The organism is Humisphaera borealis, assembly GCF_015169395.1.
In the GTDB taxonomy this organism is placed as follows: domain Bacteria; phylum Planctomycetota; class Phycisphaerae; order Tepidisphaerales; family Tepidisphaeraceae; genus Humisphaera; species Humisphaera borealis.
Genome location: NZ_CP063458.1, coordinates 1717428 through 1743674 on the forward strand (window position 1 = coordinate 1717428; position 26247 = coordinate 1743674).

The 26247-nt window shown below is 61.1% G+C and carries 18 protein-coding genes and 1 pseudogene; 13 read left to right on the top strand and 6 right to left on the bottom strand.

The annotated features are described in order from the left end of the window. Window positions 1-228 precede the first annotated feature (228 nt). Both IPV69_RS06440 and IPV69_RS06445 read left to right on the top strand, forming a co-directional pair. Window positions 229-2010 carry an ATP-binding protein gene (locus tag IPV69_RS06440; RefSeq protein ID WP_261362012.1) on the top strand — a complete coding sequence of 594 codons (1782 nt, stop codon included), beginning with the start codon at window positions 229-231 and terminating at the stop codon, window positions 2008-2010. A gap of 68 nt (window positions 2011-2078) precedes the next feature. Next, window positions 2079-3560 (top strand): sulfatase family protein, encoded by a 1482-nt coding sequence (locus tag IPV69_RS06445; protein WP_206294099.1) that lies wholly within the window; start codon window positions 2079-2081, stop codon window positions 3558-3560. Between the two features lie 19 nt (window positions 3561-3579). Here the strand turns inward: IPV69_RS06445 and IPV69_RS06450 are convergent, their stop codons facing one another. The 3 genes from IPV69_RS06450 to IPV69_RS06460 form a co-directional block, all read right to left on the bottom strand. Further along, window positions 3580-4998, bottom strand: a complete 1419-nt coding sequence (locus IPV69_RS06450) for a hypothetical protein (protein ID WP_206294100.1) — start codon at window positions 4996-4998, stop codon at window positions 3580-3582. Window positions 4999-5169: 171 nt separating this feature from the next. Then, the gene (locus tag IPV69_RS06455) at window positions 5170-5643 is read right to left on the bottom strand and encodes a hypothetical protein (protein WP_206294101.1); all 474 of its coding nucleotides are present in this window, start codon (window positions 5641-5643) and stop codon (window positions 5170-5172) included. Between the two features lie 54 nt (window positions 5644-5697). Beyond that, entirely contained in the window at window positions 5698-6246 is a 549-nt protein-coding gene (locus IPV69_RS06460) for an RNA polymerase sigma factor (RefSeq protein WP_206294102.1), read from the bottom strand. A 390-nt stretch (window positions 6247-6636) separates the two neighbouring features. On the opposite strand from IPV69_RS06460, the gene typA reads away from it, so the two are divergent. From typA to IPV69_RS06475, 4 genes and pseudogenes are all read left to right on the top strand, one after another. After that, on the top strand, window positions 6637-8496 hold the full coding sequence (gene typA / locus IPV69_RS06465; protein ID WP_206294103.1) for a translational GTPase TypA: 1860 nt from the start codon (window positions 6637-6639) through the stop codon (window positions 8494-8496). A gap of 8 nt (window positions 8497-8504) precedes the next feature. Beyond that, window positions 8505-8870, top strand: a pseudogene (locus tag IPV69_RS27865) (gamma-glutamylcyclotransferase family protein); the annotation flags it as partial. Window positions 8871-8951: 81 nt separating this feature from the next. After that, on the top strand, window positions 8952-9674 hold the full coding sequence (locus IPV69_RS27175) for a gamma-glutamyl-gamma-aminobutyrate hydrolase family protein (protein ID WP_241179973.1): 723 nt from the start codon (window positions 8952-8954) through the stop codon (window positions 9672-9674). A gap of 78 nt (window positions 9675-9752) precedes the next feature. Continuing rightward, window positions 9753-10826: a glycosyltransferase gene (locus tag IPV69_RS06475; RefSeq protein WP_206294105.1), complete on the top strand. Its 1074-nt coding sequence runs from the start codon at window positions 9753-9755 to the stop codon at window positions 10824-10826. Between the two features lie 33 nt (window positions 10827-10859). Here IPV69_RS06475 and IPV69_RS06480 read toward each other — a convergent pair whose 3' ends face one another. Then, entirely contained in the window at window positions 10860-11789 is a 930-nt protein-coding gene (locus tag IPV69_RS06480) for a lysophospholipid acyltransferase family protein (protein ID WP_206294106.1), read from the bottom strand. Window positions 11790-11991: 202 nt separating this feature from the next. On the opposite strand from IPV69_RS06480, the gene IPV69_RS06485 reads away from it, so the two are divergent. From IPV69_RS06485 to IPV69_RS06500, 4 genes are all read left to right on the top strand, one after another. Next, window positions 11992-13107 (top strand): SPFH domain-containing protein, encoded by a 1116-nt coding sequence (locus tag IPV69_RS06485; RefSeq protein WP_206294107.1) that lies wholly within the window; start codon window positions 11992-11994, stop codon window positions 13105-13107. 209 nt (window positions 13108-13316) lie between these two features. Further along, window positions 13317-14408, top strand: coding sequence for a zinc finger domain-containing protein (locus tag IPV69_RS06490; RefSeq protein WP_206294108.1), 1092 nt, complete (start codon window positions 13317-13319; stop codon window positions 14406-14408). Window positions 14409-14742: 334 nt separating this feature from the next. Further along, window positions 14743-16527 carry a hypothetical protein gene (locus tag IPV69_RS06495; RefSeq protein WP_206294109.1) on the top strand — a complete coding sequence of 595 codons (1785 nt, stop codon included), beginning with the start codon at window positions 14743-14745 and terminating at the stop codon, window positions 16525-16527. A gap of 132 nt (window positions 16528-16659) precedes the next feature. Further along, window positions 16660-18111 (top strand): sulfatase family protein, encoded by a 1452-nt coding sequence (locus IPV69_RS06500; RefSeq protein WP_206294110.1) that lies wholly within the window; start codon window positions 16660-16662, stop codon window positions 18109-18111. A 12-nt stretch (window positions 18112-18123) separates the two neighbouring features. On the opposite strand, the gene IPV69_RS06505 is transcribed toward IPV69_RS06500, so the two are convergent. Further along, window positions 18124-18930, bottom strand: a complete 807-nt coding sequence (locus IPV69_RS06505; RefSeq protein WP_206294111.1) for a transglutaminase-like domain-containing protein — start codon at window positions 18928-18930, stop codon at window positions 18124-18126. Window positions 18931-19113: 183 nt separating this feature from the next. Further along, on the bottom strand, window positions 19114-20466 hold the full coding sequence (locus tag IPV69_RS06510; protein WP_206294112.1) for a purple acid phosphatase family protein: 1353 nt from the start codon (window positions 20464-20466) through the stop codon (window positions 19114-19116). A gap of 328 nt (window positions 20467-20794) precedes the next feature. Between IPV69_RS06510 and moeB the strand changes: the two genes are divergently transcribed. From moeB to gndA, 3 genes are all read left to right on the top strand, one after another. Then, a complete protein-coding gene (gene moeB / locus IPV69_RS06515; RefSeq protein WP_206294113.1) occupies window positions 20795-22114 on the top strand; it encodes a molybdopterin-synthase adenylyltransferase MoeB in 1320 nt (439 codons plus the stop codon). Between the two features lie 364 nt (window positions 22115-22478). Further along, window positions 22479-24548 carry an amylo-alpha-1,6-glucosidase gene (locus IPV69_RS06520; RefSeq protein WP_206294114.1) on the top strand — a complete coding sequence of 690 codons (2070 nt, stop codon included), beginning with the start codon at window positions 22479-22481 and terminating at the stop codon, window positions 24546-24548. Between the two features lie 155 nt (window positions 24549-24703). After that, window positions 24704-26158 (top strand): NADP-dependent phosphogluconate dehydrogenase, encoded by a 1455-nt coding sequence (gndA, locus tag IPV69_RS06525; RefSeq protein WP_206294115.1) that lies wholly within the window; start codon window positions 24704-24706, stop codon window positions 26156-26158. Window positions 26159-26247: the final 89 nt, after the last annotated feature.

Genomic DNA, 26247 nt, shown 5'->3' on the forward strand with positions numbered 1-26247 from the left:
CGGCACGGGAACAATGTCGGAATTCGCTGTCGACCGATTTTATGCGTCGCGGCCCCTAACAGCGCTGTCAGACCTAAAGCGCGGTAGGCGCGGATCTTTCCAAACCCGCTACAATCCAACGCTTAAACCGTGTTCCGAAAGATCCAACAGCTTCGCATCTCACTGGCCAAGAAGTGTCAGCTCCTGTTCGGCGCTGCTGTACTTCTAATTATTGCCGCCGCCCTATTCGTGCCCTGGCACCGGATCGAGCAGTTAACTGAGCAATTGAACGAGCGGACGGCCTCGAGTCTTGCTGAGCACGCAGCGGCTCAGCACGCTCGCGGTGGGCAATTCGCGACCGAAGGTCCGCGGACGGTTTCGCCGGCTGCGATCGCTGGAACGAGGCCGGCGACCATGCCAACAACCCGTCCTGCCTCCGTCGCCAGGCAGACAACAGCCGACCTTCCCACCGGCCCGCAAACACGGCTGACGCAGATCGGGGCCCGCCGCGATGCTTCGGACCTGAGCCGTTTCGAAGCCCGCGCGACCGCACACTTCCTCCGCGATCGAGATGCACCGTCGTATTCGGCGTACTACGAACGTGACGACGGCTCCTCAGGCTACCGCTACGCGCAGCCACTACGATTTGGCGGAGATTGCCGCACCTGCCATGTTGCTGTGCAGGCAAAGGAAGCCATCGCAGCGCTGACCCAACCAGCCACCCGCTCGGCTATGCGCGGCACGAGTGTGGCAACTACGTCGCCCGGCAGCCTGAACCCTCTACCGGTCAATCCGCTCCCCACCGAGGCAAACGATGGGGATACCCTGCCCGTTCTGGCCGGAATCGTGAGTGTCGAGTTCCCCAGCCGAATCGACGCCGCCGAGCGGCAGCTCAATCGGGTCTTTATTCTCGGTGCGCTCCTGCTGGCCAGTGCCCTGGCGATTACGACCTTCTATTACATCACGACGAGGCTCATCCTTCAGCCGGTCCGCGTGCTCCAGGAAACCGCTGACAAGGTGGCACTTGGCGACTTGAACATCCGTTCGGACATCTCGACCGGCGACGAGTTCCAGCAACTCGCCGAGACGTTCAACAAGATGTTGACGAATCTCAAGGGATCGAGCGACAAGCTGGTCGCTTTGAACAAGAGCCTGGATCTCCGACTCGGCCAACTCGCCGAAAGCAACGTGGCGCTGTTCGAGAGCAACCGGCTTAAGAGCGAGTTCCTGGCGAATGTGAGCCACGAACTGCGAACGCCGCTCAACAGTATCCTCGGCTTTGCCGACCTCCTGAAAGACGCGATCGGCGCTCCGACAGAGGCGAAATCGACACGCTACATCAACAACATTCTGACCAGCGGCCGACATCTGCTGGACCTGATCAACGACCTGCTGGACTTGGCCAAGATCGAGGCCGGCCGGATGGAAGTTCGTTCTGAACCGCTGAGCGTCTCGGACATGTTCGAGGGCCTGACGAACCTCCTGCAATCGCTCCTGCAACAGAAAAAGCTGACCCTCTCGGTATCGACCTCGGCGGATGTTCCGATCCTGCAGACGGACCCCGGGAAACTGCAGCAGGTCCTCTACAACTTTCTGAGCAACGCGATCAAGTTCTCCCCCAGCGGCCAGATCATCGACCTCAAAGCAACGCTGGAAGAGCCGGAACTGACGAGCGGAGACGGCGGGGAAATGCCCACGTCTACCCCTCGGCTTCCCCGGCCCGACCGCGCACGCAATGAGATGTCGGACGAAACCTATGTCCGTATCAGCGTCGTGGATCGCGGGCCGGGAATCGCACCGGATAAGCAGAACGTGATTTTCGAAAAGTTCCGCCAGATTGATGGCGGTCACACTCGTTCGCATGGCGGCTCGGGACTCGGCCTGGCGATCAGCAAGGAACTCATGCTCCTGATGGGTGGTACGATTGGCGTCAAGAGCAAGGTCGGCGAAGGCGCGACGTTCTGGATTCTGCTCCCGATCAAGATCAGCCCCGGCACGAGAGACCTGCGGGCGAAACTGGTGATGTCCTGATCTCGTGGCGTTTGCAGGTCTTCGGGCTGGGAGACGTCCATTCGCCGTGGAAAATCGCAAGACTATCTATGACCATTTCAACCTTCGCATATTCGGTTCTCACGTCCATCGCCGTCGTCGCGGGCATAGTGACGCCGTGCAATGCCGATGAGCCTCGCAAGCGGCCGAACCTGCTGATCGTCACCGCCGACGACATGAACGCCGACACGCCCGGTTGGATGGGCGACAAGTTGAAGGTGACACCCAAGCTCGATGCATTTGCCGCTACCGCACATCGCTTTGTCAACGCACACGTTACCGCTCCGATTTGTCAGCCGAGCCGCTCGGCGTTTATGACCGGTCTGGTACCCCACCGAAGCGGCGCCCTGGGATTTGACCCGGTCCGGCCGGGAACGCCAACCCTGGTGACCATGCTCAAATCGGCCGGGTACCACACCGCCGTCATTGAAAAGCACGTACACATGCAGCCGGAGGCAGAGTTTCCGTGGGACCTGAAGCTCAGCGGCGGCGGCAAGAACCCGCCGGTGATGCGGCAGCAGGTCGCGACATCAATCAAAGCAGCCAACGACGCGCGCAAGCCATTCTTCCTGAATGCGAATATCACGGACCCCCATCGCCCGTTTCCCGGCGCGGCGGGCAAGAACGGCAAGCCGAAGAATCCCGGCAGTAATGCTCGCACCTCCATCGAGGCCGACAAGGAACCTGAAAACGCCGGTGTGCCCGCCGCACCTCAACACGTCTACACCAGCGAGCAGATGACGGTTCCGTCGTTTCTGGAAGACATTCCGGCGCTGCGCGCGGAGCTGGCGCAGTACTACACTGCAGTCGGCAGGCTCGACGTCACCTTTAATCAGATCATGGAAGCGCTGCGGGAATCCGGGCACGCGGACGACACGGTCGTTGTCTTCATGAGCGACCACGGCATCTCCATGCCCTTCGCCAAGGCCACCGTGTATTTCAACGGCACACGGTCGCCGATCCTGCTCCGATGGCCTGGCATGGGCGAGCCACAGACGCGAAAAGAGTACGTCAGCAGTCTTGATCTCATGCCAACCGTGCTCGAGTTGCTTGCTGTCGAGGCACCCGAGGTACAGGACGGGCGAAGCCTTCTGCCGCTGCTACGCGGCGAAACCCAGACGGGCCGCGACCATGTCATCACTCACGTGAACACCGTCTCAAGCGGCAAGTCATTCCCGCAGCGGTGCATTCGCACGGAGACCGCATCGCTGATGTTCATGTCGTGGCCGGAGGGGAGAGAGAAGTTTCGTGTCGAGGCGATGAGCGGCGAGGCATTCAAGGCAATGCTCGATGGCGCCAAAGGCAGCGAGAAGGTTGCCGCACGGGTGCAACAGCTTCTCGTCGGGTCGAGGCTCGCATACTACGACCTTAAGGCAGACCCCGACGAGCGCGTCAATCTGGCGCGCGACCCGGCATACAAGCAGGACGTAGAACGCCTGGCCGCGCTGTTGCTTCAGCACATGAAGCGGACCTGCGATCCGGAAACGGACGGATTCATCAAGTCGCTCAAGAACCACCAGTTGGCACACTAACCACTCGCGTTGTCGTCGATCAATCGAACCGCTTTAGGTCCAGCCGGTACATCATCTGGTTGTAGTCGTACCTAGGCGTGATGTCCGCCTTGCGGTCGAATGTCGATGAGTACGTCCCCTCAAAGAAGATGTAGCGGCCGCCGTCCTGGTCGAACTCGACGTGATGCTTGGGGTTGTAGAACGAGTAGCGATCGTGCGTGACCACTTTGGTCGCTTTCGTCCATGGCCCTTCGATCTTCTCGGCTTCCAGGTAATAAACCTCGCCAAGCAGCGAGCTCTTGCCGCCGATCTGGTTGGCGATCATCACCCACTTCTGACGGTATACGTTCCAGTTGACCGAGCCGGCGTGAAGGACGACGGGGCTTCCCGTTTCGGCGTCCATTGGACGCAGGTATTGCTCGTCCTTGTGCAGTTTTCCCAGCTTTTCGAGCTTCTCCGTCATGTCGCGGTCGAGGAGTATCGTGTCGCGCTTCCAACTCCAGTTCAGCTTCCCCGCATCGTCGCGGTCGAGCGTTGTCTTCGTATCGACCGTCTTCAGGCCATCGGCAACGCAGGTAAAGACCTCGTAGTTGGAGGCTTCAATCGCGGCTTCGTAAGTCGCCGGGACGCGGACGTTGGGCAGCGGGTCGGCGAAATAGATATACGACTTGCCGTTTACGGTGGCTGGGAATGCGTGACCGTGCGGGCGTCCCGGTCCGGCGACAGGTAGTTCGCAAAGCGTGCGGAACATTTTTGTGTTGTCGTCCAGTTCCACCAGACGGCGTGCGAGCACCTTTTCAAGGCTCTGCATGACACCGACGGCCGCGATCATGTGTTCTTTCCCGGTGCCGTCCTTCACGACAAAAACGCCATCCATCCAGAAGAGCTTTGGACCTTCCCGCTCGAACATGCCCCGGCTGAAGCCATCGGTGCCGACGAAATAGTTGAGGTTTATCCCCACGTTCGGATGAAGCCCACCGGCACTGGGAAGCTCGCTGGTCGCGGATGCAGTAAAGAAATGACCTAGCGGGTAGCTCTGGCGGTTGGTGTCTCCCCAAAACCACCAGAGTTTGCCTTGGTAGGTCGCCAGTTGCACGGAGTCCTGCCCGACAACCTGCGCGTTGAGCAGCGGTTCCTTGATAGGCGCAGGTTTGCCGAGGATGACGCTGTCGCGATAGATGCCCTCCCCGCCGATTCGATATAGCCGCTCGGCCTTGTTAACTCGTTTGATCTGAAGCGTTGTGATGCCGCCCGGCGTCGTGTCGATCGCCCGACCGTGCATGCCGAACCCGTCGGCGGGAAACGTGTACCCGTGACTGGAGACGGTGAAGAACACCTTTCGACCCAAATGCGCTGGATCGTCAATCGCGATCCAGCCGGCCGAATCCGAGACGTAGACGACATTGCTGACCGTTCTCAGCTCAACCAGGGGCACGCCACGACCCGTCTGGTCGTCCACGATCTGAATACCGAACGGCTGGGGGCGATCAGCGGCGGAGGCAGATACAGAGGCGCAAAGCCAAAGGAAGAGTACACCGTGCAGCACGGCTCGGAGATGCTGATGGACATTCATTGGCGTGAACGATAGCAGAAGCCGCCGAAACAGCGGATGGCCTGCCGTACCGCAGTCTTACACCGCACGCTGCGTTGTCGCGTTCGATTCGACCGGTTTCTGCGGGGACAGGCTTGGCCACGATGACAGGTGCTGTCGCACCTTTGGAGCGATCTGCTGGTACTGCTGCTGCCCGAGATCATTCAACTCGACCCACGACACGGTCACCGGCACCGATGCAGCCAGCAGCGGCGAAGTTGGAAGGGTCAGGGGCATCCGGTCAGGGAAGGTAAACGATGCAGCGGGAGTCGGCCGGGCGGGCTGAACGTTTGGGAAGGACGCCGTTTCAGTCGGCGTCGCCGATGGAGAACCGGGAAGAAATCCGATGGTCAACGCGATCGAAGCCGCCAGCGCACCACCCAGGACCGCCGGAAAGAGGGTCCAGAATCGGCCCGTACGCTTCGAGAGGACGTCGCCGGCAAGGTCGCCGGGGTAGCTCGCCGATTCGTAGGCGATCCGGGCGTCCCGAAGTTGTTCGCGTAGTTTCGTCATGAAGCAGTCCGCAGTTCATTCCCATCAAGCCGGGAAACATCGAGCCATGCACGATCAAGCCAGGGGCGAAAGTCTTTTACGCAGCGACCGCAACGCTTGATGGACCGTTGCCTTCACGGTACCGGCGGCGCAACCCATCAGGCTTGCGGTCTCTTCGACAGAAAGGTCTTCGAAGAAGCGAAGTACAACGGCCTCGCGTTGACGGTCGGGCAGATCGGCAAGCGTCTGTCGCAAAACTTCGCGGGTCTCAACGAACTCGGCCGAAGTCCCGACGGATGGTGCGGGGTCGCCTACGGTCTCGGCCAAGTCGGTTGTCGCTTCGCTGCTCCCGCTCGCATGTCGCTGACGACGGCGCTTCATTTCCCGGACGACGTTGATCGCAATGCCCAACGACCAGGTCCGAAGCTGGCTGTCGCCCCGAAAGCCGGAGATCTGCTTCAGAAATCGCAGGCCTGTTTCCTGAACCGCGTCGGTTGCCAGATCCGGGTCGCGGAGTAATCCGAGGCAGAACCGATACCAGGGGTCCTGAAGGCCGCGAAGCAAGGTTGTCAGGGCGAGTTTGTCGCCGCCTCTTGCGGCTTCGATGGTGCGGGGCGAGCGCAACTCCAGATCCCCGGACGCCAAGTCCGCGGCCGAAGGGCGCGCCTCCACTACCGTGTCATGCAAAAGCATGCTTCCAGTCCACGAAGTTGCGCCGATGGCCGACACTTGCGTGAATGAGTGCCGCAGCGACGCCTCCAGTTTAGCCCAAACACTCAGAAATCCTCGCCGGCGGCAATCGTACCGCCGTTTTACGCCTTAACGCGATTCTCAAAACTGTCACGGCGGCGTCGACGTTTGTATAATGACGCTCCAGCGGGTACATTGCCCCGCTTCCCGGCCTTCAGCCGGGCCGGCTGGGGTCACCCGCCGTGGACGCTAAGTCACAATATTCCAACGGGTTGGATCAAGATGCTCACGGAGAACGCCGGGGGCAAGGACGAGACTGTTGTCATGAATCAGGTTCGGAACGACATCCGTAACGTCGCGATTATCGCACACGTCGACCATGGTAAAACCACCCTGGTTGACGCCCTCCTGCGCCAAAGTGGTAACTTTCGCGACAATCAGGTGCAGGACACCATGCTCGACTCCAACCCCCTGGAGCGCGAGCGCGGCATTACGATCCTGGCGAAGAACGTCGCGATCAACTACACCGATCCGCTCACCAACCAGATCATCAAGATCAACCTGATCGACACCCCGGGACACGCCGACTTCGGTGGCGAAGTTGAACGCGTTCTGAGCATGGCCGACGGCGTGTTCGTTCTTGTGGACGCTGCCGAAGGTCCCATGCCGCAGACCCGTTTCGTGCTGAAGAAGGCCTTCCAGCACGAACTGCGTCCGATCGTTGTCGTCAACAAGATCGACCGACCCGACGCCCGCATTGACGCGGTCGTCAATGAGGTGTTCGACCTGTTCGTCGAACTCGGCGCCGACGACGAGACCCTCGACTTCCCGATCATCTACGCCTCCGGCCGCGCCGGCATCGCGTCGTGGAAGGCCGACGTCAAGGGCACCGATATCAAGCCGATCTTCGAAGCCATCCTGAAGCACATCCCCGCGCCGCACGGCGATAAGGACAAGTCGCTTCAGATCCAGGTTTCGAGCATCCAGTACAACGACTACGTCGGCCGGATTGGCATTGGCCGCATTTACAACGGCGTGATCAAGAGCGGTCAGCAGGTCACGGTCGTCAAGCGGGACGGCACGCAGGTGAAGTCGAAGATGCAGCAGTTGCAGGTGTTCGACGGTTTCGGCCGCAAGAACGCCGACGACGCCGCCGCCGGCGACATCGTGGCGCTGATCGGCCTGGAATCGGTCGACATCGGCGACAGCATCTGTGATCCGCTCAAGCCCGAGCCGCTGGAAGCGACCGAGATCGAGCCGCCGACGCTGGTCATGATGTTCAGCGTGAACGACAGCCCGTTCGCCGGCCGCGAAGGCAAGTACGTCACCAGCCGTAACCTGCGCGAACGGCTGATGAAGGAACTGGAAAGCAACGTCGCTCTGAAGGTCGAAGAGACCGATGCCAAGGACGCGTTTAAGGTGTCCGGCCGCGGCCTGCTGCACCTGGGCATCCTGATCGAGAACATGCGCCGCGAAGGCTATGAACTGAGCATCAGCAAGCCCCAGGTTATCATGCACAAGGACAAAGAGACCGGCGCGATCACCGAGCCGATCGAGTACCTGGTCGTCGACGTGCCCGAAAAGAGCATGGGCGGCGTCATGGAACTGGTCGGCAACCGCAAGGGCGAACTGGTCCGCATGGACAACCGCGACGGCCAGGTCCACCTGGAGTTCACCATTCCCGCCCGCGGCCTGATCGGCCTTCGGACGCGCATGCTCACCGCCACCCAGGGCACGGCGATCATGCACCATAACTTCCACGAGTACGCCCCGGCCCGCGGCGAAGTGCCCGGCCGCGCCAACGGCGTGATGATCAGCATGTCCAACGGCAGCGTAAACGCATTCGCGCTGAACAACCTGCAGCAGCGCGGCACGATGTTCGTCGAGCCGACCCAGGAAGTGTACGAAGGCATGATTGTCGCCGAGAACGCCCGCGACAATGACATGCCCGTCAACCCGACGACGGCCAAGAAGCTGACGAACATGCGGACGACCAGCAGCGATGAAAACATCATCCTCAAGCCAGCCCGCAAGATGACGCTCGAACAGGCCCTGGAATACATCGAGGAAGACGAGCTCGTCGAAGCCACGCCGCAGAACATCCGCCTGCGGAAGCAGCTTCTTACGGAAACCGCCCGCAAGAAAGCCGGCCGGAGCCGGGCGACGGAGCCGATGGAGGTCTGATCGGCGTCATGTCGTTCCTGTTCGTCTATGGCACACTGATACCCGGCCACGCACCCTCGTGCGTGGCCGATCTCGTTGCACGGTTCCGTGTCGTAGCGCCGGCCGTCGTGCGAGGCACGCTTTACGATTTGGACAACTACCCGGGCTTGGTGCTTACCGGCGATCGTGACGTTCGTGGCTTTCTCTGCGAGGTTCCGAACGATGCCCTGTTCTGGCGACGGCTGGATACCTATGAGGGATTCGATCCGTCGTCGCCCGCCGCAAGCCTGTTTTGCCGTGTATCGGCCGTGGCCACGTGCGCCGATGGAACGCGGGCCGAATGCCAGACGTACGTGTACAATCACCCCGTCAGCCCGATGCGTACGATCGATGGCGGTGATTGGCTGAACCATCAATCGCGGCGTGCCGCGCGTTCTTCGGGCCGTGCGTCCGACACTGGCGATTCTGAGCATCCCATGAAACGTCCGGTCATCGGCATCACCATCGACTCACGCGACGACAAGCCGTCTCGATATGAGATCCCCTCGGACTATGCCCGTAGTGTAGAACGGGCCGGCGGGCTCCCGGTCATGTTGCCGTTCCGCGCCGAACTATCGCTGATTCCTGAACTACTCGACATCCTCGACGGCATCGTCCTCATCGGCGGAAACGATCTGGATCCCGCGCTCTACGGCGAAACCTGGCACCCCAAAACAGAACGTCTTGACGCCCAGCGGCAGACCTTCGAACTCGCGCTGATTGCGGAGGTCGAACGCCGAAAGCTTCCGGCACTGGGTATCTGCCTGGGGTCGCAGGTCATGAACGTTCATCGAGGCGGATCGCTGCATCAGTTTCTGCCGGATTTCCCCCGAGAAGGAGCAATCGAGCACCGATCGCTCGGGAACGACAGCTATCGGCATCCGGTGCAGATTGAGCCCGGAACCATGCTCGAAGAGATCGTGGGAACCGGTTCGATCATCGCGAACAGCCGCCACAAGCAGGGCGTGAACCGATTGGGACGAGGATTGCGAGTCAACGCCACTGCCCCGGACGGAGTCATCGAAGGGTTTGAAGACCCGAGCCTTCCGTTCTTCGTCGCGATCCAATGGCACCCTGAGAATCTGACCGCAACCGACCCGGCGCACCTCAGGATTTTCGAGCGGTTGGTGAGCGTCGCGCGATCCCGCGTAGCCACCTGAGGTGACCGAGCTGAAGCCGAGCACGATCTGATCGGCCTTGATGCTGTCCGACGCGCATTTGCTCTCGACCGAACTCCCGTGAGAAGAATCCTCCTGCTCATCACGGACCTCGAGATCGGCGGCACGCCGACCGTCGTGCGTGAGTTGGCACTGCGTCTGCGCGATCCCTCGCACGTCGAGATTGAAGTCGCGTGCCTCTCGAAATGGGGTCCCGTCGCGGATCAGCTTCGCGACGCGGGTGTGAGAGTGACTGCGCTGGGCGCAGGATCGCCGCTCGACTTTCTCCGCACGCTGTTTCGGCTGGTCCGGCTGATCCGCGAAGGGAACTTTGACACCGTTTTCAGTTTCCTGATCCACGCCAACGCGATGGCGACCGCGGCCGCGCCATTCTGCCCCGAAGTGCGCTTCCTCCAGTCCATTCAAACCACACAGCCCGAGCCTCGCTGGCACTGGTGGCTGCAACGGCTGATTCAGCACGCCGCAGCAAAGGTGGTCGTACCATCGCCATCGGCGGCGGAGGTGGCAAAGGGTTGGGCGGGCGTGGCACGGGAGCGAGCGGTGGTAATTTCGAATGCGGTGGACATCGAGTCATTCAATGAGATCTACGCCGGCAACGCCGCTCGGCAGGCACAAACGCCTCGACGTGTGGGATTCATAGGCCGGCTCGATCCGATCAAGCGCGTTCCCGACCTGGTTATGGCGATGTCTCATCAGCCGTCTGGCCGTCTCGACATCTACGGCGAGGGCGTCGATCGACCGGCCATCGAAGCTGCGGTGCGCCGATGGGGTCTGCAGGATCGAGTGAAGCTTCACGGTGCCATCACCCGGCCGCATGAGGCGCTGGCAACAATGGACGTGCTGGTGCTGCCGTCAAAAGCCGAAGGGTTTGGGCTGGTTCTGATTGAAGCCATGGCCGCAGGCGTGCCTGTCATTGGCGCGGACGTTCCCGGGATTCGGGACGTGATTCGGCACCTCGATACCGGCCTGCTTCTGGAAGACGTCAGCCCCATGCAGTTCGTGCAGGCGATCGTGACGGCAACCCACACCGTTCTTCGAGCCAGCCTGATCAGCAACGCCCGTGCCGAAGTCGAGCGTCAGTTCTCCTGGCCGGCAGTCTTGCCCAGGTATCGCGAACTGCTCGGACTTCGATGAACAACGGCCACAACTGCGCTTCCAATGCGGTGCCTAATCAAACCGTTCCGGTTCTTCCCCCTTCGGTCGCGTCTTCCATCGCCGATGGACCCAGAGGTACTGCCCCGGCTCCTCGCGCACGAAGTCTTCAATTCCCTTCGTGTACCGCTGGGTGATGTAACGCAGCGGGTCGTCCTGTGACTTCCAGTCGGCGGGGTAGATGATGTCCTGAACGCCGACGTCGAAGAGAAACTTCCCGTCGATTCGCCTGGCGTAGCCGATGACCACGGGCAGTTCGTATTCCATCGCCAGCAGGCCGATGGATTTGTAGGTGCTCGCCTTGCGGCCGAAGAAGTCGACGAACATGCCCTTTGGCCCGGCGTTCTGGTCGGCGATGAAGCCGACGGTGCCGCCCTCATCGAGGATCGGGCCGACCTCCGTCGTCGCGCCCTTCTTATCGACGATGCGCTGACCCATTCGCTCGCGAAATCCCAGCAGCCATTCGTTGATGTGGGGGTTGTCCAGCGGGCGGGCGACGCTGGTGGTTTCAAAGCCGAGCGTCGCCAAGGTGTAACCCAGAATCTCCCAGTTGCCGTAGTGGCCGGTCAGCATGACCAGGCCCTTGTGCCGCACGAGCAGATTCAGGACCTCCTGAAAATCGTTCAAGCGGATGTAGCGGTGCCAGGTATCCAGCCGAATCAGCCGGGGCGTGAAAATGACTTCCACGCCCAGCATCGGGAACCCCTGCATGCTGATACGGCCCAGGCGGTTGTATTCCTTCTCGGTCCAGCCTGGAAAACTCCTCCGCAGATTGCCGAGAATGCGCTCGCGATGTCGGCGGTTCACCCTGTACCAGAAGCTGCCCAGCAGCCGGGCGGTCGCCATGTTCAGGTTGACGGGAAAGCAGAGCAGCGCCGTGGCGACCAGGCGCAACGCGACGTACTGAAGGTAGTCCGAAATGACGTTCCGCGGTTTGGCTGCCACTGGGGCGGGGATTGTAGTGGGCGATCGCCTCTCTGGAAACGCAGAGCTTCTGCTCCAACAGTTCACGCCCTGGGGCTCGGCGTTATCTTCGGAGGGCTACGAACAAACCCCCGGTTTGTAATTGTCGGCGTGGTGCTTCAGAATATCCTGCGTCCACTCGGCAGTCGGCAACGAACAACTGGCAATCAATAGCGGAGCGCACATGGGTCTGTGGGACAAGATCACCGGCGAACTGATCGACATCGTAGAGTGGCTCGACAACACGCGAGACACGATGGTCTGGCGGTTCCCGCGTCACAACAACGAGATCAAGAACAATGCCAAGCTGATCGTCCGCGAGTCGCAGGCGGCGGCGTTCGTTCGCGAAGGCGCGCTCGCGGATGTCTTCCAGATTCCCGGCACCTACACACTCGACACGCGCAACATGCCCATCCTTTCAACCCTTCTGGGTTGGAAGTATGGCTTTGAAAGCCCGTTCAAGGCCGAGGTCTACTTCGTCTCGACGCGGGTTTTCACCGATCGAAAATGGGGCACCAAGAACCCGTTCATGGTCCGCGATCCGGAGTTCGGTCCTACGCGAATCCGGGCCTTCGGAACCTTCGCGATCCAGATCTCTGATGTCGCCGTCTTCCTGCGAAACGTCGCGGGAACCAACAGCACATTCAGCGTCGAGCAGATCGGCGATCAGCTTCGCGATCTCATGACCGCACGGTTCACCGATGCCTGCGCGTCTTCAAAGATTCCCGTTCTCGACATGGCCGCCAACCAGGACGAGCTGGGCGCGGCACTGCTGTCGCGGATCAACGCCGACTTCGAACAGTACGGCGTGAAGGTCACGCAGCTGGTCGTCGAGAACATCTCGCTTCCGCCGGAAGTCGAGAAGGCAATGGACAAGCGGACCAGCATGGGCGTGCTGGGAAACCTGGACAACTACATGAAGTTCCAGGCGGCCAATTCACTGGAAAAGGCGGCCGAAAACCCCGGCGGCACCGCCGCGATGGGAATGGGCTTCGTGATGGCCAATCAGCTCGGCGGCCAGCTCGGCGGGGCAATGAATCCGCAGGCCGGTGCCGCGCCGGCACAGACGGCAGGCGGCCAGCCTCCCCCGCTGCCGACGTCCGTTATGTTTCACGCCGCGATCGACGGCAAGCAGGCCGGCCCGTTCGACCTGAACGCGATTCAATCGCAGATCGCGATGGGTAAGTTCAACGGCAAGACCCTCGTCTGGAAGCCCGGCATGGCGTCATGGTCCCCGGCTGAAACCGTGGCAGAGTTGCAGGGCCTGCTCGCGAACCTGCCACCGCCGTTACCAGCGTAGGGTCCGCCTTGGCGGACGCGTCGGGAGGGCAGGGGTAGTTCGATGCGATCGGCAAAGTACTTGATGCCGCGATGGTCTACGGCAGATCCGCGCGGTGACGATTGCCTCTCTGTCACTTGCCCAGATTGCTCTCGCATCGGGCCGGAAGAAAAGTAACGAATTCCCATCATTCGCGATCACTTCTGTCCGCCAACGCGGACCCCACCCCTATGACCGCAGAACCCAAGCAACAGCAGTTCCCCTGCACAGGCTGTGGGGCCACGTTGTTTTGGGATCCGGGTTCAAGCTCGCTGAAATGCCCCTATTGCGGAGCTGAGAACACCGTCGCCCCGACGCCAGAAGCCGAGCCGGTGCAGGAGATGGACTTCCTCGCCCATCTGCACACGGCAATGGAGTCGGCCGAGACGATGGAGGCGATCACCGTCCGCTGCGACGGTTGCGGTGCCGAGCAGTCGATGAGGCCCGGCCAGACCGCTGGCAACTGTGCGTTCTGCGGCAGCGGTATGGTTGCGCAGGCGGTCGTAAAGCGCGTGCTTAAGCCGCGGGCACTCCTGCCGTTCTCCATCACCAATAACCAGGCGTGCGATGCGTTCGTCGGATGGATCAACGGCCTCTGGTTCGCGCCGTCCAACCTCAAGCGGATGGCCAACCGCGAAGGAATCAAAGGCGTCTACGTCCCCGCGTGGACGTATGACTGCCAGGTTGATACCGACTACACCGGCCAGCGCGGCGACGACTATTGGGATACCGAAACCTACACCGTCACGGAGAACGGCCAGTCGGTGACCAAGACCCGCCAGGTCCGTCGAACACGCTGGTCGTCCGCCTGGGGCCGCGTGCACGACACCTTCGACGATGTGCTGGTCCTGGCGGTGGAGAACCTGCCTCCCAAAGCGCGACACCTGGAGCCGTGGGATCTGCCGGCACTGGTGCCGTATGACGACCGATATCTCAGCGGTTTTGTCGGCGAGAGCTACACCATCGATCTGCCAAACGGCTTTGAGCTCGCCAAGCAGGTGATGTCACCCGTGATCGACGGAACCATCCGCAGCGACATCGGCGGCGACCACCAGCAGATCAGCACCAAGGACTCGAACTACTACGACATCACGTTCAAACACATCCTTCTTCCCATGTGGATCAGCGCCTATCGGTATCAGGATCGCGTGTTTACGTTCCTCGTGAACGCCCGCACGGGTGAGGTCCAGGGGGACCGGCCCTGGAGCGTCTGGAAAATTCTGTTCACCGTACTGGCAATCTTGGCCGCGGTCGCCGGAACGATTCTGGCCGTGAAGTCGTGACAAGACCTGTGCGGCCCTCCTGATACCTTCGTTTCCACGCCGTTATCGGCGCGGCGGCTGTAACGTCTATGGAAAGCAGGCTCTGTCTGGCCGTTGCGGCTGGGGACAATCCATTCTGGGTGAAGGAATTACAATCCGAGACGCCGCGAGGTATCCCATTCTTCTGCCGATAAACCACACACCTGCCGAGATCACCCATTATCGGCGGGCAGGGTATTGCCGACAGCTTTTGTCGGCTGCCAAGTGCGACTACCGCCTCTAGGATTCAGCCATATTCGCCGACCGTAGCGTCCCCTCGGAAGGGAGACCGACGGTACTGGCAAGGAGAAACAAGATGCGATTTGTTCGACCGTTTGCCGCCCGCGTGTCGCTGCTTGCAGCGCTGACGTTGGCGCTGTTCACGACCGCCTCGGTTCAGGCCCAAGTGCTGGACCAGGTTCCGGAAGACGCATTGCTGGTCTTCAAGGTCAAGAGCATGGATCAGCTCAGCCAGAAGATTGCCAAGCTCGCCAAGACGCTCGGCCTCGACCAGCAGGAGCCCAAGCTCGCCGATCCGCTCGGTTCGCTGATTGAAGAGTCCGGCATCAAGGCCGGCGTGAATCGCGCCGGCGATATGGCGTTGGTTTTCATCGACCCCGAGAAGACCGGTGGCAATCCGGATCGGTCAGTGGTCGTCCTCGTGCCGACGAGCGACTTCAAGGCATTTCTGACCAATTTCGACGACGTCGTCGCCGACGGCGCTTTCGTCAAGGCCAAGCCCAAGAAGGGTGGCGAGGAAGTGTTCATCGCCGGCTGGGGCGCTTACGCGGCCGTTACGCCGAACAAGGACATCCTTTCCAAGAAGCCGACCGGCCTGAAGCTGTCGGGATTCTCGGCAAAAGAATCGGACTCGAAGGACGTCCTGCTCTATACCAACATCAAGGCCGTTCGCGGCAAGTTACTGCCTGAGCTGAAGAAGGGGCGCGATCAGATGCTCGCCCAGATTCAGCAGGCGCTTGAGGGCGAGAATGGCGGCAAGTTCGTCCCGCTGGCCAAGGTGGCCGCCAATACGCTGGTCAATGTCGCCGAGGAGTTCCTGACCGACGCCCATAGCGGCACGGTTACGCTGAACCTCACCGATGGCGGCGTGAACGCTACCGTCGCGGCAGATTTCGAACCGACCAGCTACCTCGGCAAGCTGGCGCTTCAGACCAAGCCCGCGCAGGGCAACCTGCTGGCCGGTCTGCCCGACAGGAAGTACTTCTTCTTCGGCGGCGGAAGCTCAGATCCAGAGGTCACCGGCAAGGTGTTCACCGATCTGCTCGACCCGATCATCAAGGAGATGAGCGCGGTTCCTGATGCCGCCAAGTTCGCCGCCGCCCTCGAATCGGCCAAGAAGTCTTATGCTTCGACGTCCGGTTGGTCGCTGGGCTACGTCGCTCCAACCGGCGCGCTCGGTCAGGAAAGCGTCATTCAGCAGGTGTCGGTGATCCACGGCGACAGCAAAGCGATCATGGACGGTCAACGTACGGTCATGGCCGCGATGACCGACCTGATGAAGCTTCTGCCGCAGCAGCAGGGGCAGTCGGTCGGCTTTGAAATCAAGCCCGGCGCCAAGACGATCTCCGGCGTCTCGTTCGACGCCTTCGAAACCAAGATGAAGTTCCCCGAGGATGACCCCCAGTCCGCCCAGGCCCAGCAGATGATCGCGTTCATCTACGGTCCGGCTGGGATGACCGGTGTGCTCGGCGCGGTCAACGCCAAGACGGTCGTCGCCGTCCAGGGCGGCAGCGATGAGCTGATCGCCGATCTCGTTGCGGCCGCCAAGGCCAACGCCGACACGCTGTCCGCTCAGGCCGGTGTGCGGTCGGTCGCCGCGGAACTGCCCAAGACCCGCAACGCCGAGATGTACCTTGACCTGGGCACACTCGTGAACACCGGCGTTCGTTATGCCAAGGGCTTCGGTGTCCCGGTGAACGTGAAGCTTCCAGCAGACCTCCCGCCGATCGGCTTCTCCAGCGGCACTGACGCCACCGCGATTCGCGTGGATGTGCATATCCCGACGAAACTGCTGGAAGGCATGATGAGCGCCTTCCTTCAGGCCCAGAAAGACATGCAGGGTGGCGGCAACGGACTGTAACAAGCCGATTGGCGTAACCTGAACTGGTAACGAAGCGGACATGCCACTTGTGGCATGTCCGCTTCTGTTTTTGGTCGAACAATACTTGCCGCGCCTTGCCGTTAGTATCGCGACGACAACAGGAGACTTTCCATGGGATCTCGATCACTTCTCGCGCGTTTACCGGCGCTGATTCTCGCGACGTTTGTCACGGCCGTCGCGTCGCACGCTGATGGCGCAGACCCGGTCCGCCCGAACATCCTGCTGATCCTCTCTGATGACCACAGCTACCCTTACCTGGGCTGCTACGGCGATCCGGTCGTCAAGACGCCTAACCTCGATCGTTTCGCGTCCGAAGGCATGAAGTTCGAGCGCGCATTCACCTCAGCGCCCCAGTGCGTGCTGTCGCGGGCGGCAATCCTCACCGGACGATCGCCCGTGGCGTGCCGGATCAGCCGGTTCAATTCCCCCCTGCCACCAGACGTCGTAACCCTGCCGGAGATTCTGCGGAAAGACGCCGGTTACTTTACTGGTGTTTGCCGGCGAAGCTTTCATCTCGACGGCTCGACGGGTAAGGGGGCCAGCGACCTGACCAAGGAGCTTTACGAAAGCCACAAGATGCAGACCTGGGATAGGCGGGTGGACTATCTCGACCGGAACTCGCCTCCCGCCATGACGGTGCCGAAGGTCAACGAGTTCCTCGACAAACTTCCGGCCGGCAAGCCTTTCTTCCTTTGGGTCAACTTCAACGACCCGCACCATCCATGGGACGCCGGAGCAATCGCCAAGCCTTACGACCCGAGCAAGATCAAGTTGCCGGTATCGTTGCCCGATCTATCGGGCGTTCGGGCGGATCTGGCGCGGTATCTGGGTGAGATTGCCCGGATGGACGGGGAGTTCCAATCGGTGCTCGATCAGCTTTCGAAGCGCAACTTGCTCGACAACACAATCGTTGTGTTTATGGGAGACAACGGCATGGCGTTTCCACATGGCAAAGGGTCGCTCTACGATCCGGGCCTTAATGTGCCGTTGCTGATTCGGTGGCCGGGGCGAATCAAACCAGGCGGCAGCTCGCAGACGCTGATCTCGGGGGAAGACATCACGCCAACTCTCCTTGATGCAGCGGGATGCAAATCTCTCCCCGAAATGACCGGTCGAAGCTTCCTTGCCCTTCTGACAGGCGGTAACTACGAAGCTCGCAAATTCCTCTTCGGTCAACGCGGCGTCCACGGAAGCGCGACGTTCGATGAAACCACCAAGGCCAGCGGCTATGACCTGGGTCGCTGCGTGCGGTCCGATCGCTACAAGCTGATCTACAACTGCACGCCCAACCAGGTGTACGCACCCGTTGATAGCGCAGGTGATCCGGGCTGGAAGCAGATGGTCGCAGCGAACGCCGAAGGAAAACTCGCCACGGAGTTCAGCAAAGCGTACTTCTCGAATCCTCGGCCGATTTACGAGCTGTATGACCTGGAGAAAGACCCGGGCGAGCTCGAGAATCTCGCCGGCCGCAAGGAAACAAGGGACGTGGAGATGTCCCTTAAACGGGCGTTACACGAGAAGATGATCGTGGACTACGACTACCTTCCCCTGCCGCTCAAATAGGCGGACAACGACTCAGCGCAGTTCGTCACACCAGATGTGAAACTTCTGCAGCGTTGAAGCTCCAAAGGTCGTCGTCAGCGGAACGTCCACGGCATCCCGCCCGCGAGCCATCAACACCCGGCCGATGCGACGCTTGTTGTGTCGGGCGTCAAACGTCCACCATCTTCCGTCAAGGTAGACTTCGAACCAGGCACTGAAGTCCATGGGCGACGGGTCCGCCGGAATACCGATGTCGCCGAGATACCCGGTCGCGTAGCGTGCCGGAATGTTCAGTGAGCGGCAGAATGTGATCGCCAGATGGGTGAAGTCGCGGCAGACGCCTTGCCGCTCGCGGTAGGCCTCCAAAGCCGTCCGGGTGACGCGCGCCGTCTTGTAATCGAAGCGAAGATGGTTGTGGACGAAGTCGCAGACCGCCTGTACCCGTCCCCATCCCATCGGCGTTTGCGAGAACAGCCGCCAGGCTTCGTCCTTCAACAGATCGACCTCGCAGTAGCGGCTTGCGAGCAGGAATTGCATCGCGTCCGACGGCAGATCTTCCAATCGGTGCTGGATGGCAGTCGGCTGGTAGGCGTCGAGTTCGCCGGTGTCCGAGACGATGGCGTCATTGGTGAACCGAACCCTGCCGCCCGGGGCCGTGACCCTTCCGCAGCAATTCCCGAACACATCGTAATAGAACGATATCGGGGCGAACGGCTCGACCGTAAGCGATTCGGGTTGGATGACGGTCGGCGATCGTGACGGATGAAGATTCAGCGTCAGGATCATCGGGGCGGGCGCGGGAAGATCAAACTGGATATCAAAACCGACGCGAATTCTCATACTGATTCTTTCGACTCGAAGACACAAGCGTCGGCGGTCCGCCGGAGGCTAAACGCGCCCGGCGGTGGTTACCGGGCACTATAGCCGTAATCGCAGCATTGGCCGACGGTGGAAATCGTCGAAGTCGAAAGATTGGCTGAATGGGAGTCCGAACCGTCGGCCCGGGAAGGTCCGGCCGTGAACTTACTCCTTGACCTGCACCAGGCCTTTTGTTCGCTGGCCGCTGTGACCGACGTCCATCACTCGCCCGTTTTCGTCCAACGCGATGTGGAAGCGTTCCTGGCCCTGAATGCGGTGCAGCGATAAATGGTAATCGCGGCTGGTGACGGCCAGGTGGGTGAGTTTGTCGGGCGTGTTTGGATTTCGCAGGCGGCCCCAAGACCCATCGCCGAGGTAGAGCACGCCGTTGTCATTGGCCATGCCGTCGATCAGGGGCTTGGTGCGTTTGAACGTATGGTCGTGGTGTTCAAGCACGACGGGCACGCGGTACTTATCGAACAGAGGGCACCAGTGCTGCCGGTTGCCCGAACCGGTACCGGCTTTGGCGGGCGCACCCTTCTCGGCCGTCGTACCCATCTTCCGGTACGACGGATAGGCGGGCACGTGATTGACCGCGAATACATTCGGGTGGTCAACCCGGGCTTTCAACTGGTTTTCGAGCCACGATGCCTGTTCTCCGCCGATTTCCGACGTGTGACCTGTATCGAGCAGCACGAGGCTCAGGTAGTCACCGAAATCGAGGGTGTTGTAACCGGTATCCGGAAACAGGCCGTCGAACAGGGCATAGTAGAACGGGGCCTTCTCCCGCTTCTTTCCGTAGCCACCGTCGACTTCGTGGTTGCCGATGCAGGGGATCATCGGAATCAATCTGCCGCCGGGCGCGATCATGTGCTTGCTGTAGTTGCGGATGAACGCCAGGCTGATGTCGACGCTCTTGCCGTTGTCGTAGCCAAGGTCGCCACCGACGACAGCAAACATCGGGTCCTGCCGCGCAGCCTGAATGTTGTTCGCGATCGCATGGCTGTTCACGCCGCAATCGCCACCAGAAATGAAACTGATCGTATTGGTCGCCCTGGCGGGCATCGTCCGGAAGTTGTAGATCGGAGAGCTTTTGCCGATGCGGAAGTAATAGGTCGTGTCGGGCTGAAGGCCCGTCAGTTCCGCGCGGAAGACCTTGAAGTCCGTCATCGGATACGGCTTGATCTTCGGCGTCGCGGTCATCGGCCAAAGGCCGAGTCGCTCGGATACTCCGACGGCCGTTGAACAGTAAACCCTGGTGTCGGCGGTTTCTCCGGTGACGCCGATCCATTGGACGGTCATGGTCGTCGTCGGATCCCGCTGCCAAGTCAGAAAGAGCGTTGACGGTTGAAATGCCGCGTCTTCAACCGCCAGCGGCGCCGTGGGCTGAGTAGACGGGAGGGTTGATGGCTTGGTTGCCGGCCCCGCCTTCGAGTCTGCATCGGCACCCAAAGCGCGAGCACCCGCCAGGGCAGCCAATGAAGATGCAAGAAAAGCACGGCGGCTGGGATATGACATGGCTCGAATCTCCGCTGAAGTGAAGCGACTATCGGCGAACGTAAGCTGACGGACACCCGACTGGGCGTGGCATCTCGCAGCAAACTGTTCCGCTAGCCCGGTGACTGGACGATACCTTCCGCTTGACGCTCTCGACAACCCGTTCTACCATCTTCCCACGATTTAAACCGGAGGCTATCGGAGCCTCCCACGGGCGATTTGAGTCGCAGATTGCGGCCCGAGCGGAATATGTAACTCCGCAACAGCTAAAGCGCAGAGACGGTGTCCGCGCTGGCCACGCCCGATTTGAGGCGTGGTTTTCTTTTTCACCGTCCCAGAAGGCAAAGTCATGAGCCAACCGAACTCCCCCGCCGTCGCCCAGAAGGCACCGGCCACGCAACTCACCAACGATCAGGTCAATCGCTACAAGCGGCACCTGATCCTTCCAGAAGTCGGTGTCGAAGGTCAGCTCAAGCTGTTGAATGCCAAAATCTTGTGCATCGGGGCCGGCGGGCTTGGTTGCCCCATATCGCTGTATCTCGCCGCCGCAGGTGTGGGCACGATCGGCCTGGTCGATATCGACGTGGTTTCGCCGAGCAATCTGCAGCGTCAGATCCTGTTCGGCGTCGCGAGCGTGGGTGAAGACAAGGTCAAGGCTGCCGCCAAGCGGCTGAAAGACGTCAATCCCGACTGCAATGTCATTGAACACAAGATGATCGTGAACGCCGAGAACGTTCTCGATCTGATCAAGGACTACGACATCGTCATCGACGGCACCGACAACTTTCCGACGCGATACTGCGTCGGCGACGCGTGCGTGCTGCTGAAGAAGCCGAATGTCTATGGCTCCATCTTCCGCTTCGAGGGCATGGTCACCGTCTTCGCGCCACACCTTCCCAACCCGCTTCGCGCCGGCGAGCACGGTCCCTGCTATCGCTGCATGTACCCGGAACCCCCGGACCCGGGCAGCGTCCCGAGCTGCGCCGAAGGCGGCGTGATCGGTGTATTGCCGGGCATCATCGGCACCCTACAGGCGAACGAGGTGATCAAGCTGATCCTCGGCGTCGGCACGCCCGCGATTGGCAAACTGACGACCTTCAGCGCGATGGACCTGGAGTTCAAGACGTTCAAACTTCGCGCCGATCCGTCGTGCCCGATCTGCGGGCGCAATCCAACGATCACCGCGCCGATCGATTACGAGCAGTTCTGTGGCGTTCCGGCGTTGGACCCTAAATCGCTGGAAGAGACCCAGCGCGAGGTCAAGGATGCCAAGAGCAAGGGCCAGATTCCCGACCCCAACCTTGACGCGCGCGGCCTCCCGCATGGATACGCATTCAACCCGGACTGGGAAGTGACGCCACGCGAGGTGAAGTCTCTTCAGGACAAGAAGGAAGAGTTCCTGCTCGTGGACTGCCGCGAGCCGCACGAATGGGCGATCACGCACCTTGTCGAGAAGGACAAACTGTTCGCTCGCAATGACTGGCCCAAGATCCCGGCATCCCTGGCCGGTAGCGAAGGGAAGAAGATCGTCATTCACTGCCGAAGCGGCGCTCGATCGCTTCAGGTCGCCCAGCTCCTTCGCCGATCCGGCTTCAAGGACGTCAAGAGCATGGCCGGCGGCATCCTGCTGTGGAACAAGGACGTCAACCCTGGCGGACCACAGTATTAACATTCCATGAACACATTCCTCCGCATGCGACATTTTCAGTGCTGACACGGAGCGTCCCCGGAAGGTACATATCGCCGCGGACGCAAGTGAACCGGACAAAGGTTTGCTGCGTCTTGAGTGTTCGGCTGCTCATCCGGTTTACTCGTGAGGGTAGTGGCCCTGGAGCGTTGGCGTAACGATGGTGTAGAGGATCGATTCACCGTCGCTACCAAGACCTCATCAGGGCCAAACGAGTTGGAAACCTGTTTGGGCTAAGCTCCTGGCGCGCGATCTGGCGGAGATCGCGGCGATTGTTGGTGTCGTCTGTTTACACCTTGCGGCCCTGGCGTACACTTCCGGTACTGGGTCGTTTCAAGGAGGAAACGTGGGCCGTTCAGCTAATTCGGTCTCTGAAATGGACTTCGAGCGGCTGGTCGCGCGCGAATGGCTCGTCAGCAACGGGCTTGGGGGTTACGCCTCATCTTCCGTCAGCGGTCTGAATACCCGTCGCTATCACGGGCTTCTCGTCGCAGCGATGACCCCTCCCAACCGCCGAATGGTCTTGCTCAGTCGTGTCGAGGAAACGGTTCGCTGCGACGGTCACGATCACTACCTGGCCTGCAACGAGTACCCGGGCACGATCTGGCCGACCGGACACCAACTCCTCCGGGCGTTCAACTCCGATCCGCACCCACGCTGGGCCTATCAGGGTGAGGGATGGACCCTTCAAAAAGAATTGCAACTTCTGCGCGGCCAGAACACCGTCCTGCTCAGCTACACGCTTCTCGGTGGCGGCAACGGAATCGATCTTGAGATCCGACCGATGCTCGGCCTCCGCGGCATGCACGAACTCAACTTCCAATGGAACGGAAAGCTGGATGCCAAACCTCGCAGCCGAGGACACTGGCACGTGCCGGCGACACGGCGGACACCGGAACTGTTCTTCGCCCACGACGGAAACTTTGACCGCAAATCTCACTGGTACCTGAACCAGATTTATCGCCGGGAAGCCGAGTACGGGTATTCCGGCCTGGAAGATCTTTGGTCACCGGGCGCTTCGCACGTCCGAGTGATGCCCGGCCAGACCGTGCATTTTGCGTGCTCGGCCGACCCGATCTCGTTGCAGTCCGTCGTCGAGGAGGCGCGCCGACAGGTCCGCGAACCGGACTCGAGCCCATTGATGGACCTGTCGCCGTCGGCCCCGGAGGCCGCAAACGATGCAGACTTCGCCGCCCTGAAGGCCGCGACGGACGCCTACCTGCTTTCGGATCGCAACGGTGACCCGCTTCCGGCGGTCGCGCAGTTTCACTGGTCGCCCCCTTCAATCCGAATGGCCCTTGTGGGGTTTACCGGCCTGTATCTCATCCCCGGACACCTCCAGAAGGCGGGTGCGCTGCTCACCACGTTGGCCGCCTCATTGGACGGCGGACTGCTGCCCTCGGACTACACATCGGAGTCGGTGGATTCTGCACTCCGCGGAGCGGATGTATCCCTCTGGTTCGTGAACGCCGTTCGCCAGTACCTCGCGTACGGCGGCGACGAAGCGATCGTTCGCAAGTTGCTGCCTGCCGTGCTCAGCGTCTCCGACTGTTACCGCCGCGGAGCTCAGCGCTCGATTGGCGTCGATGGCGAGGGACTGCTTCATTGCGGATCGCCGGAAATCGCGGTCACGTGGATGGACAATAAAGTCGCGGGCATCCCCGTGACGCCTCGTCAGGGCCGGCCGGTTGAGATCAACGCCCTTTGGTACAACGGGCTGATGTCGACCGCGGAACTCTGTCGCAGGTTCGACCGCCCTGCCGACGCCGATTCCTTTGAATCATCGGCCGCCCAGACAAAGCACGCGTTCAACGAGCGGTTCTGGAATGATGCCGCCGGCTGCTGCCACGACGTCGTTGGCACGGGCGGCGTTGATTCGGCGATCAGGCCGAACCAGCTTCTGGCCATCAGCTTGCCGCACCCTGTCCTGGTACCGGAACGTTGGGCATCGACGGTCGCCGCCGTTCGCGAACATCTTCTGACGCCGGTCGGCGTGCGGACGCTGTCCCCTCGCGATCATCGTTATCTCGGCCGCTACCGCGGTCCGGTTACAGACCGCGACAGGGCGGCACACAATGGGTCTGCCTATTCCTGGCTGCTGGGGCTTCTCGTGACGGCCTTGGTGCGCTCGACCACCTCCCTCGCCGCTCAGGGCAGCGCTCGGGCGGAAGGTCGCAAGTTGTTGGCACCCTGCCTGGCGCGCCTGAAGGGTGAAGGCCTGGGCCACCTTCCCGAGCTCAATGACGGGGACGCACCCCATGCGCCAGGCGGAGCGATCGCGTCTCCGCTTTCCGTCGCCGAACTGTTGCGCTGCTACTCGGAGGACATCCTCGGAAGAACGCCACGTCTGGCCACGCCGCGCACGTCGCCGGCCTCTCAGTTTCCGACAACGGATGTCCTGTTCCCGGCGAGGTAAGTCCTGCTCTGGGATCGTCAGACTGAACGCACGCCGATTGAGCGCCACACTTTACGTCGCGCGGCTCGCAGACCGGTTGCAGAACCGGCCAAAAACCCCACAATGCAGGGCGTTCTTCGTTTGGTCCCGCCGTTCATTTAGAAGGAAAAACTGTCATGCCTGGTCAGGCTTTCGGAGTCATCGGTCTTGAAGTCATGGGTCGCAACATCGCGCTGAATATTGAGCGCAACGGCTTCCCGATCGCGGTGTTCAACCGCACCTTCTCGAAAACGCAGGAGTTCCTCGCCGACGAGGCCAAGGGCAAGAACGCCAAGGGTGCCGAGAAGATCGAAGACTTCGTCAAGCTGCTGGATCGGCCACGCCGCATTCTGATGATGGTCAAGGCCGGCTTCGCGACCGACGCCACCATCAAGTGGATCACGCCCTTCCTCGAGCCCGGCGACATCCTGATCGACGGCGGCAACTCCCTCTACACCGACACTGAACGCCGTGCCACCGAACTGGCCCCCACCGGCATCAAGTTCTTCGGCATGGGTGTCTCCGGCGGTGAAGAAGGCGCTCTCTGGGGTCCGAGCATCATGCCCGGCGGCGACCGCGAGAGCTACGAACACCTCAAGCCCATTCTCGACAAGATCGCCGCCAAGGCACCCAGCGACGGCGTGCCCTGCGTCACCTACTGCGGCGAACGCGGCGCGGGTCACTTCGTCAAGATGGTCCATAACGGCATCGAATACGGCGACATGCAGCTGATCGCCGAAGCTTACGACCTGCTCAAGAATGTCGGCGGACTGAACAATCACCAGCTCCGCGAAGTGTTCGCCGAATGGAATAGGTCGGAGCTCCAGAGCTTCCTGATCGACATCACCGAGAAAGTCATCAACTTCGGTGACCCGCAGGACCCGACCGACGGACCGCCGCGGCCGCTGGTCGAACAGATTCGCGATGTGGTCGGCATGAAGGGCACCGGCACGTGGACGATCAAGGCCGGCCTGGACCTGCTGGTGCCGATCCCCACAATGGCCGCCGCCGTCGACATGCGCGAACTGAGCATGCTCAAGGGCGAACGCGAAGCCGCCAGCAAGGTGCTCAGCGGCCCGTCCCCGGCCAAGACCACCGGCGATCTGAAGCAGTTCATCAATGACGTCAAAGACGCGCTGTACTGCTCCAAGATCGCCAGCTACGCCCAGGGCATGGCCCTTCTGGCGGCGGCGAACAAGACCAAGGAGCAAGGCGGGTTCGACTTCAAGATGAACCTCCCCGACCTGCCGATGATCTGGCGTGCCGGGTGCATCATCCGCGCCGTCTTCCTTGAAGAGATCACGCAAGCTTTCAAGAAGAACCCCAGCCTGCCGAACCTTTTCCTGGACGACAAGTTCAAGGAGATGGTTGCCGCACGCCAGGCGGCATGGCGCCGAATCATCAAGGTCGGTGTGGACAACGGCATCGGCCTGCCGGCGTTCAGCGGATCCCTCGCGTACTACGACAGCTACCGCCGGGCCCGCCTGCCGGGCAACCTGATCCAGGCCCAGCGCGACTTCTTCGGTGCTCACACCTACGAGCGCACCGAAAAGCCGGGCACTTTCATCCATACCGAGTGGTCTGCAAAGTAGGGTCCGCCCTGGCGGACGCGTCGGTTCCAAACTGAACACCGAACATCAAACACGGAACACTGAACGCCGAAGTGGCACACACAACTTCG

Coding starts and splice junctions, on each gene's coding strand:
- moeB (WP_206294113.1), top strand. CDS start 20,795: ATGAGCCAACCGAACTCCCCCGCCGTCGCCCAGAAGGCACCGGCCACG.
- gndA (WP_206294115.1), top strand. CDS start 24,704: ATGCCTGGTCAGGCTTTCGGAGTCATCGGTCTTGAAGTCATGGGTCGC.
- IPV69_RS27175 (WP_241179973.1), top strand. CDS start 8,952: ATGAAACGTCCGGTCATCGGCATCACCATCGACTCACGCGACGACAAG.
- IPV69_RS06505 (WP_206294111.1), bottom strand. CDS start 18,930: ATGAGAATTCGCGTCGGTTTTGATATCCAGTTTGATCTTCCCGCGCCC.
- IPV69_RS06500 (WP_206294110.1), top strand. CDS start 16,660: ATGGGATCTCGATCACTTCTCGCGCGTTTACCGGCGCTGATTCTCGCG.
- typA (WP_206294103.1), top strand. CDS start 6,637: ATGAATCAGGTTCGGAACGACATCCGTAACGTCGCGATTATCGCACAC.
- IPV69_RS06455 (WP_206294101.1), bottom strand. CDS start 5,643: ATGACGAAACTACGCGAACAACTTCGGGACGCCCGGATCGCCTACGAA.
- IPV69_RS06485 (WP_206294107.1), top strand. CDS start 11,992: ATGGGTCTGTGGGACAAGATCACCGGCGAACTGATCGACATCGTAGAG.
- IPV69_RS06510 (WP_206294112.1), bottom strand. CDS start 20,466: ATGTCATATCCCAGCCGCCGTGCTTTTCTTGCATCTTCATTGGCTGCC.
- IPV69_RS06445 (WP_206294099.1), top strand. CDS start 2,079: ATGACCATTTCAACCTTCGCATATTCGGTTCTCACGTCCATCGCCGTC.
- IPV69_RS06490 (WP_206294108.1), top strand. CDS start 13,317: ATGACCGCAGAACCCAAGCAACAGCAGTTCCCCTGCACAGGCTGTGGG.
- IPV69_RS06495 (WP_206294109.1), top strand. CDS start 14,743: ATGCGATTTGTTCGACCGTTTGCCGCCCGCGTGTCGCTGCTTGCAGCG.